A 13,336-nucleotide genomic window follows, 5' to 3' on the forward strand; every position below is an offset into this window, starting at 1 on the left:
CCATGCCACGGCGGTACACTGCAGCATGACCGTCTCCGTGAGGGCGATCGGCGTGGCCGTTCCTCAGACCATCCTTCATCAAGACGAGATCAGGGATGTGTTCCGCGACCAACCCGGGCGGACCCGACTCGCCCAGCGTCTCATCGGCGCGGCGTTCGACGCGTCCGCGATCGAAACCAGGCACACCGTCATCGACGCCTTCGACCACGAGGTCGAGACGACCACGGCCGCCTTCTACGACGCGGAGCAGCGGCAGGTGCTCTCCCCGCCCACCGGCGTGCGGAACGACGCCTACATCGAGCACGCTCCCCCGCTGCTCCTGGAGGCCGCACGGCGGGCGTTGGACGCGGCCCCCGGTCTGTCGGCGGCGGACGTCACCCACGTCGTGACGGCCTCCTGCACCGGGTTCTTCGCGCCCGGCCCGGAATACCTCCTCGTGCGCGACCTCGGGCTGGACCCGGGCACGGAGCGCTACCACCTGGGGTTCCAGGGGTGTTTCGCCGCGTTCCCCGCCCTTCGCGCCGCAGAGGCGTTCTGTACAGCAGACCCCGACGCCGTCGTCCTCGTGGTCTGCATCGAGCTCTGCTCCATCCACCTCCGTTCCTCCGACGACCCCGACGTGATCCTCGGTTCCTCGGTGTTCGCCGACGGTGCTGCGGCCGCCGTCGTGACCGGTCGGGACACCGGATCCTCCGCGCCCGTGCTCGAGTTCGACGGCTGGTCCACCGCGCTCGTGCCGGACGGCGAGACGGAGATGGCCTGGACGATCGGCGATCACGGGTTCGAGATGGTCTTGAGCGGCGCGGTGCCCAAGCTGATTGGCGAGCATCTCGAGATCGCCCTCCGCCCACTCCTCGCCGCAGCCGACGACGCCCCGGTCTCGTCGATCGATCGCTGGGCGATCCATCCCGGTGGCCGGAGCATCCTCGACCGGGTCCAGCGCGGGTTCGGGCTCGACGACGAACTGCTGGCTCCGTCACGCACGGTGCTCCGCGAGTACGGCAACATGTCGAGCGCGACCGTGCTCTTCATCCTCCAGCGCCTGCTCGACGGCGCGCCGGCCGACGCCGATGAACGGGTGTGCGCCCTCGCCTTCGGACCGGGACTGACGATCGAGAGCGCGCTGCTCCGGCTCCGGGCCGGCCGAACCTGATGCTGCCCGACCTCGACCGCCGTGCGACGGGTCTCGTCGAACTGATGGACGACCCCGACTGCGATCCCGCTTTGCTGGACGCCACCTACGCCAGGTTCGCGACGGTGAACCGGCTCGTCTCGGGCTGGCGTGGCCTGTACCGGTCACGCATCCGTCCACTCCTCCACCCGTCCCGGACCACGACGATCCTCGACATCGGCTTCGGTGGCGGCGATGTCGCCGTGGCCATCGCCGACTGGGCGAGGGCCGACCACCTCCCCGTGCAGGTGGTGGGGATCGATCCCGACGAGCGGTCCGTGGCCTTCGCCCGTCGCCGGTACCCCGATGGCCCCGTCGCCTTCCGTCCGGCGCACAGCAGCGACCTCGTCGCCGCTGGCGAGGAGGCCGACATCGTCCTCTCCAACCACGTGCTCCACCACCTCGATCCCGCGGGACTGTCGAGCCTGCTCGCCGACAGTTCACGGATCGCCAGACGACTCGTCCTGCACAGCGATCTCGAGCGCAACCGAGTCGCGTACGCGGTCTACGGGCTCGCCACCCGTGCAGGACGAAGGCGTTCCTTCCTCCACGTCGACGGGCTCCGCTCGATCCGTCGCAGCTATCGCCAGGAGGAGCTGCAGCGCGTCGTGCCCAACGACTGGATCGTCGAGCGAAGCTTCCCCATGCGACTCCTGCTCTCGCAGACCGTCTCGTCGGCAGCGGACGAGCCCCGATGACCGAGGTGCTGGTCATCGGTGGCGGACCGGTCGGCCTCGTGTCCGCGATCCTCCTCGCTCAGGCCGGCGTCGACGTGACCGTCTGGGAACGACGGTCGGACTCCCCCTCCGGCACCCGGGCTATCGGGATCCACCCGCCGTCGCTCGACCTGTTCGAGGAGCTCGGCGTCCTCGACGAGATCCGCCGCGACGCGGTCCGGATCGACCAGGGCGAAGCCTGGAACGCCGGACGACGCCTCGGGGCGGTCGTGTTCTGTGATCGGCCCGTACCGCACCCCTACGTCGCCGCGCTCGAGCAATGGCGGACCGAACGGGTCCTGCGTGCTCGACTCGAGGCCGTCGCACCGGGATCGCTTCGGATCGGGACGAGCTGCACGCGGTTGGCCCCGGCCGAGGACGGCGTCCTCGTGTCCGGCAGTGACGCCGATGGAACGGTGAGCACCCGCGCAGCCGTCGTGGTCGTCGCAGCAGGCGGACGCGCCGCCGTCGACGGGATGCAGGCTCCGGGCCCCGTGCACCGGTATCGGGACCGGTACCTCATGGGGGACGTCGCGGATCGGAGTGGGGCAGGTTCCATCGCCAGGGTGCACCTGCACCACCGAGGGGTCGTCGAGTCCTTCCCGCTCCCCCATGGCATGCGACGATACGTCGTGCACACCGGGTACTCGGACGGTCAGGACGCGGCCCGCCCGGAACCCACCGCGTCCGACCTCGCGTCCCTCGTCGCCGACCGCACCGGCGACGACGTCGACCCGGCGACGAACACCATGCTCAGCGCGTTCGGCGTGCTCCGTCGACGACGGAAGCGCGTCGTCGACGATCGGGTCGTCTATCTGGGCGACGCCGCCCACGAGATCAGCCCGATCGGCGGCCAGGGCATGAACCTGGGCTGGTCCGACGCACGGGTCTTCGCGCCACTGATCGCCCGCATGACCGCCGGGCATCGCTCGACACAGCACGACGTGGCCGCGGCCGTCTCCCGCCAACAGCGCGCGATCCGTCGGGCCTCCTGGCAGGCGGGGATCAACATGCGCTTGGGACGTCCGCTGCCGGGCCCGCTCGTCGGGGTGCGGGACCTCGCGCTGCGAACCGCGCTCAACGGTCCCGCGATGCCGATCCTCGCCGACGCCTACACGATGCGCTGGCTGCGCTGACGCCGTCCGAGGTCTTCCGGTTCAGTGACCGACGTGCACGCCCGTGGAAGCCTGGTCCGTTCGCCGGATGAGGAACGACGCACCGATCGCGAGCAGCGAGAGCACGGCCCCGCACATGAACGCAGCCTGCACACCGGCCGCCGTCGCGTCGACCGCGGCACTCCCGGCCGCCGCACGAGCCGCCGCCGTGGTCGACATCATGGTGATGAACAACGCCGTCCCCGCCGCTCCGGCCAGTTGCTGGACCGTGCCGACGATGGCGCTGCCGTGCGGGTAGAGCTCGGGCCGCAGGGAACCGAGCGCCGAGGTGAGGAGCGGTGTGAACATGAACGCGAGGCCGGCGCTCAGCAGCACGTGGACGGCGATGATCATGACGATGGCGCTGCCGACGCCGAGCATCGTCAACAGCCAGAGCGCCGCGCTCACGGCGAATGCCCCGGGGATCACGAGTGGACGCGGACCGAACCGGTCGAACAGCGACCCGACCAGCGGCGCGAGAGCGGCCATCGTCAGGCCGCCCGGCAGCAACATGAGGCCCGTGGTCAGGGTGTCGACCTGGAGCACGGTCTGCAGGTAGATCGGCAGGATGATCAGCGAGCCGAACAACGCCATCATGACGATGACGACCAGGATGATCGAGACGGAGAACGAGCGGTTCGCGAAGGTGCGGAGGTCCATGAACGCGCGGTCGTCGCGGGCGAGCGCACGCTGGCGGAGCACGAAGCCCAGCAGGGCGAGGACACCGACCGTGAGGGGGATCCAGACGGGCATGAGCGCGTGTCCCTCGGCGGACTCGCCGATGCTGCTCAGCCCGAAGATGAGACCACCGAACGCGAACGCGGAGAGGACGAGCGACAGCACGTCGAAGCGGACCCGACGCGGCTCCGTCACGTTCCGCACGAGGACGGCGCCGAGGACCAGCGAGGCGACGGCGATCGGGAGGACGATCCAGAACATCCAGCGCCAGTCGAGCACGCTGAGGATGAGGCCGGAGACGGTGGGCCCGACGGCCGGCGCGACCGAGATGACGATCGAGATCGCCCCCATCGTCCGGCCGCGTGCCGACACCGGCACGACGTTGAGCACGGTCGTCATGAGCAGCGGCATCATGATGGCGGTACCGCTGGCCTGGACGACACGACCGAGCAGGAGCGTGCCGAATCCCGGGGACAGCGCGGCGATGAGCGTACCGAGGCTGAACAGCACCATCGCGGTGATGAACATCGTCCGCAGGGAGAACCGCTCGAGGAGGAACCCGGTCGCGGGGATCACGACGGCCATGGTGAGCATGAAGCCGGTGGTCAGCCACTGTGCGGAACTCGCCGTGATGTCGAGGTCCTGCATGAGCCGCGGCAGGGCGACGCTCATGATCGTCTCGTTGAGGATGACGACGAACGCCGACACGAGGAGCAGCCCGATCAGGAGCTTCGACCCGGGTGGGAGGCGATCGTCCGAGGGCTTCCCGGTCGTCGGGACGGAACCGGTCGGATTCGGCACGGTTTCAGTCGTCATAGCGGTGTCATCCTTCTCAGGCCTCGGCCGTCGTGCGGGCAGACGCCTGCCCTCTCGAAAGACAAGCGCCGTGTCGTCGCGGGTATTCCCATGCGTGTCGACCGGTTACGCGCAGGGCGAAGACCCGTTCCGGCCGGACGGTTCCGGTGCCAGCATGAGGATATGACAGTTCCCACCATCACCCTGAACGACGGCCACACCATCCCTCAGCTCGGCTTCGGCGTCTTCCTCGTCGACCCGCAGGAGGCCGAGCGCATCGTCTCGGACGCGCTCGAGGTCGGCTACCGCCACATCGACACCGCCGCCATCTACAAGAACGAGGAGGGAGTCGGCGCCGCCATCGCGAAGTCCGGCATCCCCCGCGACGAACTCTTCATCACCACGAAGCTCTGGAACGACCGTCACCAGAAGGCGTCCGCTCACGCCGCAATCGACGAGAGTCTCGACAAGCTCGGGCTCGACCACGTCGACCTGTACTTGACCCACTGGCCGACCCCGGCCAAGGACGACTACCTCGAAGCGTGGCTCGCCCTCGAGGAGATCAAGGCGGCAGGCAAGGCGCGTTCGATCGGCGTGTCGAACCACCAGGTCGAGCACCTCGAGAAGCTGATCGCCGGTTCCGAGACGGTCCCTGCGGTCAACCAGATCGAACTCCACCCGGCGTTCGCCCAGCGCGAGCTGCGCGCCTTCGGTGCCGAGCACGGCATCCACATCGAGTCCTGGGGCCCGCTCGGTCAGGGCAAGTACGACCTCTTCGGCGAGCAGGCCGTCTCCGCTGCAGCAGAGGCGCACGGCGTCACACCGGCGCAGGTCGTCATCCGGTGGCACCTGCAGAACGGGCTCATCGTCTTCCCGAAGTCGAACTCGCGCGAGCGCATCGCCCAGAACTTCGACGTCTTCGGCTTCGAGCTCTCCGCCGACGAGATCGCGTCCATCGACGCCCTCGACTCGGGCAAGCGCGTCGGCAGCCACCCCGACGAGGTGAACTGACCTCAGGGTCCCGCCAAACCCAGGGTCTGACCAACGCAGAAGTCCCCGTCAGCTGTTCCGCTGACGGGGACTTCTCGGTGTTCGGGTGGATCTGAGGGGACTCGAACCCCTGACCCCCTGCATGCCATGCAGGTGCGCTACCAGCTGCGCCACAGACCCGTATTCAACTTGCTTGCCCCTGCTGTTTCAGCGGAAGCAACTTGAATAGGTTACTACATCTTGAGAGCGGTTGTGACCACTTTCGGTGCTCGGCACCGACGGGATGGTCAGTTCGCGGGCTGCGGTGCGGACGAGACCAGCGGAATCACCGGGCAGTCCTTCCACAGTCGCTCCAGCGAGTAGTACATCCGCTCCTCCTCGTGGAAGACGTGGACGACGACCTCGCCGAAGTCGAGCAGGATCCACCGCCCCTCGGACTTGCCTTCGCGCCGCAGCGTCTTCACGCCGCTCGCGTTCAAGCGGTCCTCGACCTCGCCGGCGATGGCGACGACGTTGCGCTCGCTCCGGCCGGTGACGAGGAGGAAGGCGTCGACGAACGGCAACGGGCCGGAGACGTCGAGCGCGACGAGATCCTCGCCACCCTTGGACTCGGCTGCGGTCGCTGCGAGCTGGACGGCGTCCAGTGTGGTGTCGGACAGGGTCATGTGGTGTACTCCTCTGACGATCGCATGGAGCGCGATCGGGTGAATGCCGGCAGGGCTAGAACGCTCCGCCGAAGAAACCGATGATGAGCACCGCGATCACGCCGGCGGCGAGCACCGCGGCGGCGATCGCGAGCGTCATCAACAGTTTGTTGCTCTGGTTGGTGGTGGCGGGGACGACGTCGCGGGTGGACCCGTGGCTGCTGACCGCACGGCTGGCCGCGACCGGAGACGCCGCGGTGACCGAGGCCGGCAGCTCATCGCCCTCGATGAGTCGGTCGATCCCTGCACCGTCGAAGTGGTTCGGGTCCTGACCGGCGGAACCCAGTCCGCGGGGCAGATCGATGGTTCCGGTGATGAGGATCTCACCCGTGGAGTTGGACGTGGCTCCCGCTTCAGCCTGGGCCGGAGCGACGGGGATGATGAGCGAACTCGTGGTGATCTGCCCCGTGCTCGTCATGCCGCTTCCGAGGAGGTCCTCGAACGCGACCTCGTTGTCCGCCTGCGAAGCCTTCTCGGCCTCGAGTGCCGCGACGAGCATGGAGTCGCGCCCGAACCCCTTGGACAGGGTCGACGCGGGGTCCTCGGAGATGTCGTCGCGATCCGAGACGTCGAAGAGTGAACCGGTGGCCACCGGCGCCGCAGCGGCGGGAGTCACGGGAGGCGTCGGCGCCTCGGCCGACCGGGCCTTGGCCGCGCGCTCGTCGGCGGCGGCCCGCTCAGCGGCCTTGCGCTCTGCCGCCTTGCGTTCTGCAGCCTGCTGCTCTTCGGCCTTGCGCTGCTCGGCCTGCTTGGTGGCCTCGGCTTCGCGACGTTCCTGCTCAGCAGCAGCGGCAGCCTTGGCGTCCGCTTCCTGCTGCGCGAGCTTCGCTGCCTGCTGACGGGCCGCCTTGTTCTGCTTCTGGGGCGGAGCGACCACCTGATCGGGCGTCCGCGGCGGCAGGGCGACCGAGGGGACCGGCTGCTCGACCGGAGGAGCGACCGGCGCCGCCGGGGAGCCCACCTGCTCGATCGAGCCGGTGCGCTCGAGTTCTCGCAGCTGACGGCGCGTGAGTCCACCGGTCGGGGCCGGAGCCGGCGCACCGGATGCCGGAGCGCTCGACGACGGCGCGGGTGACGTGGACGCTGGTGCTGGAGCGCTCTCGTCGCGCGACGTGGTCTGCCCGGGGATCGCTCCCCCGGCGACGGGTTCGGATGTCGACGCGCGTCGTGTCCGTGGCGCAGCAGTGTCGGGCGTCGCTTCGTCAGCGGACGTCGACGGCTGCTGGCTCGCTCGAGCCTGTCGCCTGGTCAGGGGCGCATCCTCTGGCAACGCGGTCATGTGGCTTCACTCCGATACAGGTGGTGCTTGGTGATGTACTGCACGACACCGTCGGGAACCAGATACCAGACCGGAAAGCCTTTGCTCACCCGGCTCCGGCAATCCGTCGACGATATCGCTAGGGCCGGAACTTCCAACAAGCTTACGTCGTGCTGTGGTAATCCGGAAACGTTCAAATCGTGTCCCGGTCTACTCACAGCGACGAAGTGAGCGAGGTCCCAGACCTCCCTGACGTCTTTCCAACTGAGGATCTGGGCGATCGCGTCGGCACCCGTGATGAAGAACAGCTCGGCATCGGGACGTTTGCGGCGCAGATCGCGCAGCGTGTCGATCGTGTACGTCGGTCCGGCTCGATCGATGTCGACCCGGCTGACGGTGAAGCGGGGGTTCGCTGCGGTGGCGATCACGGTCATGAGGTAGCGGTGCTCGCTGTCGCTCACGCCCGACTTCCGGTACGGCATGCCGGTCGGGACGAAGACGACCTCATCGAGATCGAAGTGCTGCGCGACCTCCGAGGCGGCGACGAGGTGCCCGTGGTGGATCGGATCGAACGTCCCACCCATGACCCCGATCCGAGGACGACGGGTCGTCGTCTCGGTGACGGGCGCGCTCACGCCGGACAGCCTAGTGGCCGTGCTCGCCGTGAGCGGAGGCCGACTCGCCCTTGTCGGCGTGACGGTTGGCGACGTCGCGGTAGCTGAAGGTCACAGCGCCGAGGATGGCGAACAGCACGAGGGCGACCGCACCGAACACCCAGGTCGGTGCGGCGAGTTCGACGGCGTGCTCCGATTCAGCCAGGACGGCGGTGGCCAAGACGGACGCGGCAATCGACATGATCTCTCCTTCTGTGCGACGCCTGGTGACGCCCGTACCAGTCTAGCGACTACCGACGGGTGTGGCCCGAACCACGCACGAGCCACTTCGTGCTCGTGAGTTCCGGCAGCCCCATCGGTCCGCGGGCATGGAGCTTCTGCGTCGAGATCCCGACCTCGGCGCCGAATCCGAACTCGGCGCCGTCGGTGAAGCGGGTCGACGCGTTGACCATGACGACGGCCGAATCGACCTCGGCAAGGAACCGGTCGGCGTTCACCACGTCGTTCGTGATGATCGCGTCGGTGTGCCCGGTGGAGTATCGATCGATGTGCTCGAGCGCGGCGTCGAGGTCGTCGACCACGCGCACCGAGAGCTCGAGCGACATGTGCTCGGTGGACCAGTCCTCCTCCACGGCGGGCACGACGTCGGCGAAGACCTCCCTGGCGCGTTCGTCCGCGTGGATCAGCACCCCGTGCTCGCGCAGATCACCGAGCACGGCGGGCAGCACGCGCGCGGCCGCAGCGCGGTGGACGAGGATGGTCTCGAGTGCGTTGCAGACCGATGGGCGCTGCACCTTGGCGTTGCGCACGATGTCGACGGCCCAGTCGAGTTCGGCACTCTCGTCGAGGAACACGTGCACGACGCCGGCGCCGGTCTCGATCACGGGGACCGTCGACTCCCGGACGACCGTCTCGATGAGTGACGCGCTCCCCCGCGGGATGAGGACGTCGATCAGGCCTCTGGCGTTCATGAGCTGCTTCGCACCGTCGCGACCGAACTCGTCGATGGTCTGTACCGCATCCCCGGGAAGGCCGACGGACTCGAGTGCCGATCGCAGCAGCCCCACGAGGACCGCGTTCGAGTGTTCCGCCGCCGACCCGCCGCGGAGCACCACGGCGTTGCCGCTCTTGATCGCGAGGGCGGCGATGTCGACCGTGACGTTCGGGCGCGCCTCGTAGATCGCGCCGACCACGCCGAACGGGACGCGTACCTGCTCGAGCTTCACCCCGTCCGGAGTGTTGCTTCCGCGGACCACCTGGCCGACCGGGTCGACGATCGCGATGACGTCGCGGACCGCCACCGCGAGCCCGTCGATGCGGCCCCGGTCGAGGCGGAGACGATCTTGCAGACCGACACTGATGCCCTGCTCGCGTCCCGCGACGAGGTCGCGCTCGTTGGCGGCGATGACCGCATCCGCACCCTCGACGATCGCGACGGCGATGGCCTCGAGGGCCCGGTTCTTCTGCGCGGTGGTCGCCTGGGCGAGGACCCGGGAGGCACGCTTCGCAGCGGTGAGACGATCCGCGAGTGGCAGCACGGTGATGGTTGGCGACGACATGCGTCGATTCTACTCAGCGGCGTCTGGTGGACGCTCTCCGCGTCACGCCGGTTGGAACCAGGTGCCGAGGTGCTCACCGCGGAGGGCTGACGCGACGTTCGTGGTCGACGTCACGAGGACGGACGTCCCCGCCTCGGCGGCCAACCGGGCGGCCGACACCTTCGTGCCCGCTCCCCCGGTGCCGACGCCCGCGGAGCCGATGTCGCCGAAGGTGACGCCCGAGAGGGCGTCTCCGAACGGGACCTCCTCGATGCGCTCGGCACCCGCTTCGTGCGGCGGGCGGGTGTACAACGCGTCGACGTCGCTCAGGAGGACGAGGACGTCGGCCGCGACGAGGACCGACACGAGGGCGGCAAGGCGGTCGTTGTCGCCGAACCGGATCTCATGCGTCGCGACGGTGTCGTTCTCGTTGACGATCGGCAGGATGCGCAACCCGAGGAGCCGTTCCATCGCCCGCTGGGCATTGCTCCGGTGACTGGGGTTCTCGAGATCACCGGCGGTGAGCAGCACCTGGCCTGCGACGATGCCGAACCGGTCGAGGCTGTCCTGGTACCGGTAGATCAGCACGTTCTGCCCGACGGCGGCAGCCGCCTGCTGCGTCGCCAGGTCGCTCGGACGGGCGTCGAGGCGGAGGTAGGGCATCCCGGTCGCGATGGCGCCCGAGGACACGAGGATGACCTCGGTGCCTCGGGCGTGCGCCTCGGCCAGCGCCTCGACCAGCGCAGTGATCTGCCCGGCGTTGTCGCCACTGATCGAGGAGGACCCGACCTTCACGACGATGCGTCGCGCCGAGGGGATGCCACTGCGCTGGTGGATGGTCACCGGTCGTCGTCCTCCGTCGTGACACCCTCGTCCTGCGGTGCGTCGGCCGGCACGGAGCCGACCTCGAAGCCCTCGTCGTCGTTCCAGAGACCGGCCGCACGTTCACGGAGCAGCTCGGCACGGGCCTCGGCCTTCGCGTCCATGCGCTCGAAGTACTCGTCGCGACGCTGGTTGCGCGTCGGGCGGTGGCTCGCGTCGAGACGCGGGTCCGTTCCACGCGGCTGCGTCAGCAGTTCCGCGGTGCTCGTGAGCGTGGGCTCCCAGTCGAAGACCACACCGCCACCCGCACCGATCATCACGGTCGCACCGGCGACGGCACCGGCCTTGAAGAGCGCCTCTTCGACGCCGAGCTTCGCCAGGCGGTCCGCGAGGAACCCGACGGCCTCCTCGTTGTTGAAGTCCGTCTGCTGCACCCAGCGTTCCGGCTTCGCGCCGATGATGCGGTAGAGGTTGCCGTACGTGCCACCCTCGACCGTGACGGTGAACTTGGAGTCGTCGACCGGCTTCGGACGCAGCACGATCCGGGGCTTGGCGGCCTCGAGGGCTGCGCGGGCTCGGCTCTCCTCGACGAGCTCGCTCAACGCGAACGACAGCTGTCGGAGGCCCTCGCGCGAGACCGTCGAGATCTCGAAGACCTTGTAGCCGCGCGCCTCGAGGTCGGGACGCAGGAACTCGGCGAGCTCCCTCGCCTCCGGGACGTCGATCTTGTTGAGGGCGATGAGCTGCGGGCGCTCGACCAGCGGCGTCTGCCCCTCCGGTACCGGGTAGGCGGCGAGCTCAGCCAGGATGATGTCGAGGTCGCTGATCGGGTCGCGTCCCGGTTCGAGCGTCGCGCAGTCCAGCACGTGCAGGAGCGCGGAGCAGCGCTCGACGTGACGCAGGAACTCGAGACCGAGGCCCTTGCCCTCACTGGCGCCCTCGATGAGCCCGGGGACGTCCGCCATGGTGTAGCGGACCTCGCCGGCCTCGACGACGCCGAGGTTCGGGTGCAGGGTGGTGAACGGGTAGTCCGCGATCTTAGGTTTCGCAGCGGACATCGCCGCGATGAGGCTGGACTTGCCGGCGGAGGGGTACCCGACGAGCGCGACGTCTGCGACGGTCTTCAGCTCGAGGAGGACATCGCCTTCCCAGCCGGGCGTGCCGAGCAGCGCGAACCCGGGGGCCTTGCGCTTGGTCGAGGAGAGTGCCGCGTTCCCGAGGCCACCCTGGCCGCCGGGAGCGACGACGAACTCCATGCCGGGCTCGACGAAGTCGACGAGTTCGACGCCGTCGACGTCCTTGACGACCGTCCCGACGGGGACGGGCAGGATGAGCGTCTCGCCCTGGAACCCGTTGCGGTGGTCGCCCATGCCGAAGCCGCCGGTGTCGGAGCTCCGGTGCGGTGACCGGTGGTACCCGAGCAGCGTCGTGATCTGAGGATCGGACACGAGCACGATGTCACCACCGTGTCCGCCGTTGCCGCCATCGGGGCCGGCCAGCGGCTTGAACTTCTCGCGCTTCACGGAGACGCAGCCGTTGCCGCCGCCGCCCGCTCGCAGGTGCAGTGTGACCCGGTCGACGAATGTGACCATGGACGCTCAGCCCCTCTCTGGATCATGGAACTCGGTTGTACGACAGCAGGGGGCGGGCCGAAGCCCGCCCCCTGCTGGAAAGACGTTGTTGCTACTCTGCAGCAGCGACGATGTTGACGACCTTGCGGCCACCCTTGTTGCCGAACTGCACGGAGCCGGCCTCGAGGGCGAACAGCGTGTCGTCGCCGCCACGACCGACGTTGGCGCCGGGGTGGAAGTGCGTGCCGCGCTGACGGACGAGGATCTCGCCCGCGAGGACGACCTGGCCGCCGAAGCGCTTCACACCGAGACGCTGTGCGTTGGAGTCACGACCGTTGCGAGTGGAACTCGCACCCTTCTTGTGTGCCATCTCTTCTTCTCCTCGATGCCTTACTTGATGCCGGTGATCTTGACGCGCGTGAGCTCCTGACGGTGCCCCTGACGCTTCTTGTAACCGGTCTTGTTCTTGAACTTCTGGATGATGATCTTCGGACCGCGGAGGTTCTCGAGCACCTCGGCCGTCACCGTGATCTTCGCGAGCGACTTCGCGTCGGAGATGATCTTCTCACCGTCGACGTGGAGCACCGCGGGAAGCTCGATGTTGCCATCCTTGTCGGCCTTGACCCGGTCCATCGTGACGATGGTTCCGATCTCGACCTTCTCCTGCCGTCCTCCGGCGCGCACAACTGCGTAAACCACTACGTACCCGTTCTTTGGGGAGCGAAACGCTCCGACTGACTGTTGCTGGAAGTTACTGCTCGGAAAGGCTCGAACACGTGGGACACCTTGATGGCAGAAAACCGTTGGGCGTGGCAATGAAAACTCAATGCACACCAACGGTCGAGTTTACTTCATCGTGCAGTCCAGGTCAAACCAGCGGGCACAGAACCTCGTGACCGAGGCTGTTCCTCGCGGCTCCCACACCGGACGCACTCGACCAGTGTACCCCGGGGGCTCCTGAACGCCGGCCGGGTGCCCGGCGCGTCCGAGCGCGGACGGGAATCACGCGAGGGACCCGATGGTTGGATGGAGGCATGACGGTGCTCATCGATCCCCCGCTGTGGCCGGCGCACGGCACGCTCTGGTCCCACGTGGTGAGCGACAGCTCCCTGGAGGAGCTGCACGCCTTCGCCGGACGCACCGGGCTCCCGCCGCGATCGTTCGACCTCGACCACTACGACGTCCCCGCCGAGCGCCACACGTCGCTCGTGGCGGCCGGCGCCGTCGCGGTGAGCGGCGGCGAACTCGTCCGTCGACTCATCGCCAGCGGCTTGCGCATCACCGCACGCGAACGGCGCGCCTCCCGAGGAGACGCGCCGTCCTGA

At 68.5% G+C, this 13,336-nt stretch carries 15 protein-coding genes and 1 tRNA gene; 5 read left to right on the forward strand and 11 right to left on the reverse strand.

Translation table 11 applies throughout. The features are described 5' to 3' along the window. Nucleotides 1-25: 25 nt before the first annotated feature. From HOW07_RS02295 to HOW07_RS02305, 3 genes are read left to right on the forward strand one after another with little or no spacing between them, the layout of a single operon-like run. On the forward strand, nucleotides 26-1,153 hold the full coding sequence (locus tag HOW07_RS02295) for a type III polyketide synthase (RefSeq protein ID WP_175115975.1): 1,128 nt from the start codon (nucleotides 26-28) through the stop codon (nucleotides 1,151-1,153). Next, a complete protein-coding gene (locus HOW07_RS02300; RefSeq protein ID WP_175115976.1) occupies nucleotides 1,153-1,869 on the forward strand; it encodes a class I SAM-dependent methyltransferase in 717 nt (238 codons plus the stop codon). Before HOW07_RS02295 ends, HOW07_RS02300 begins: the two co-directional genes overlap by 1 nt. Beyond that, nucleotides 1,866-3,023 carry an NAD(P)/FAD-dependent oxidoreductase gene (locus tag HOW07_RS02305; protein WP_175115977.1) on the forward strand — a complete coding sequence of 386 codons (1,158 nt, stop codon included), beginning with the start codon at nucleotides 1,866-1,868 and terminating at the stop codon, nucleotides 3,021-3,023. The genes HOW07_RS02300 and HOW07_RS02305 overlap by 4 nt, the downstream gene beginning before the upstream one ends. Nucleotides 3,024-3,044: 21 nt before the next feature. Here the strand turns inward: HOW07_RS02305 and HOW07_RS02310 are convergent, their stop codons facing one another. Beyond that, nucleotides 3,045-4,535: a DHA2 family efflux MFS transporter permease subunit gene (locus tag HOW07_RS02310; RefSeq protein WP_175115978.1), complete on the reverse strand. Its 1,491-nt coding sequence runs from the start codon at nucleotides 4,533-4,535 to the stop codon at nucleotides 3,045-3,047. Nucleotides 4,536-4,697: 162 nt separating this feature from the next. On the opposite strand from HOW07_RS02310, the gene HOW07_RS02315 reads away from it, so the two are divergent. After that, nucleotides 4,698-5,525 carry an aldo/keto reductase gene (locus HOW07_RS02315; protein ID WP_175115979.1) on the forward strand — a complete coding sequence of 276 codons (828 nt, stop codon included), beginning with the start codon at nucleotides 4,698-4,700 and terminating at the stop codon, nucleotides 5,523-5,525. A gap of 86 nt (nucleotides 5,526-5,611) precedes the next feature. Here the strand turns inward: HOW07_RS02315 and HOW07_RS02320 are convergent. The 10 genes from HOW07_RS02320 to rplU all read right to left on the reverse strand — a co-directional run bounded on the left by HOW07_RS02320 (nucleotide 5,612) and on the right by rplU (nucleotide 12,710). Then, nucleotides 5,612-5,684, reverse strand: a tRNA-Ala gene (locus tag HOW07_RS02320). A gap of 107 nt (nucleotides 5,685-5,791) precedes the next feature. Next, a complete protein-coding gene (gene rsfS, locus HOW07_RS02325) occupies nucleotides 5,792-6,169 on the reverse strand; it encodes a ribosome silencing factor (protein WP_079002329.1) in 378 nt (125 codons plus the stop codon). Nucleotides 6,170-6,224: 55 nt separating this feature from the next. Continuing rightward, entirely contained in the window at nucleotides 6,225-7,487 is a 1,263-nt protein-coding gene (locus HOW07_RS02330) for a hypothetical protein (RefSeq protein WP_175115980.1), read from the reverse strand. Further along, the gene (gene nadD, locus HOW07_RS02335) at nucleotides 7,484-8,101 is read right to left on the reverse strand and encodes a nicotinate-nucleotide adenylyltransferase (protein WP_255376693.1); all 618 of its coding nucleotides are present in this window, start codon (nucleotides 8,099-8,101) and stop codon (nucleotides 7,484-7,486) included. Before nadD ends, HOW07_RS02330 begins: the two co-directional genes overlap by 4 nt. Before the next feature lie 10 nt (nucleotides 8,102-8,111). Then, nucleotides 8,112-8,321, reverse strand: a complete 210-nt coding sequence (locus HOW07_RS02340) for a hypothetical protein (RefSeq protein WP_064295593.1) — start codon at nucleotides 8,319-8,321, stop codon at nucleotides 8,112-8,114. Nucleotides 8,322-8,370: 49 nt separating this feature from the next. Then, entirely contained in the window at nucleotides 8,371-9,639 is a 1,269-nt protein-coding gene (locus tag HOW07_RS02345; protein WP_175115981.1) for a glutamate-5-semialdehyde dehydrogenase, read from the reverse strand. A gap of 42 nt (nucleotides 9,640-9,681) precedes the next feature. Beyond that, the gene (gene proB / locus HOW07_RS02350) at nucleotides 9,682-10,461 is read right to left on the reverse strand and encodes a glutamate 5-kinase (RefSeq protein WP_121291003.1); all 780 of its coding nucleotides are present in this window, start codon (nucleotides 10,459-10,461) and stop codon (nucleotides 9,682-9,684) included. After that, nucleotides 10,458-12,032 carry a GTPase ObgE gene (gene obgE / locus HOW07_RS02355; protein ID WP_071260832.1) on the reverse strand — a complete coding sequence of 525 codons (1,575 nt, stop codon included), beginning with the start codon at nucleotides 12,030-12,032 and terminating at the stop codon, nucleotides 10,458-10,460. The genes proB and obgE overlap by 4 nt, the downstream gene beginning before the upstream one ends. A 91-nt stretch (nucleotides 12,033-12,123) precedes the next feature. Beyond that, complete coding sequence (gene rpmA / locus HOW07_RS02360) at nucleotides 12,124-12,381, reverse strand: 50S ribosomal protein L27 (RefSeq protein WP_056006626.1); 258 nt, start codon at nucleotides 12,379-12,381, stop codon at nucleotides 12,124-12,126. Between the two features lie 20 nt (nucleotides 12,382-12,401). Further along, the gene (gene rplU / locus HOW07_RS02365; protein ID WP_079002324.1) at nucleotides 12,402-12,710 is read right to left on the reverse strand and encodes a 50S ribosomal protein L21; all 309 of its coding nucleotides are present in this window, start codon (nucleotides 12,708-12,710) and stop codon (nucleotides 12,402-12,404) included. Nucleotides 12,711-13,045: 335 nt separating this feature from the next. On the opposite strand from rplU, the gene HOW07_RS02370 reads away from it, so the two are divergent. After that, complete coding sequence (locus HOW07_RS02370; protein ID WP_175115982.1) at nucleotides 13,046-13,336, forward strand: DUF4031 domain-containing protein; 291 nt, start codon at nucleotides 13,046-13,048, stop codon at nucleotides 13,334-13,336.

Source organism: Plantibacter sp. MCCC 1A11337 (assembly GCF_013349365.1).
In the GTDB taxonomy this organism is placed as follows: Bacteria; Actinomycetota; Actinomycetes; order Actinomycetales; family Microbacteriaceae; genus Plantibacter; species Plantibacter flavus_A.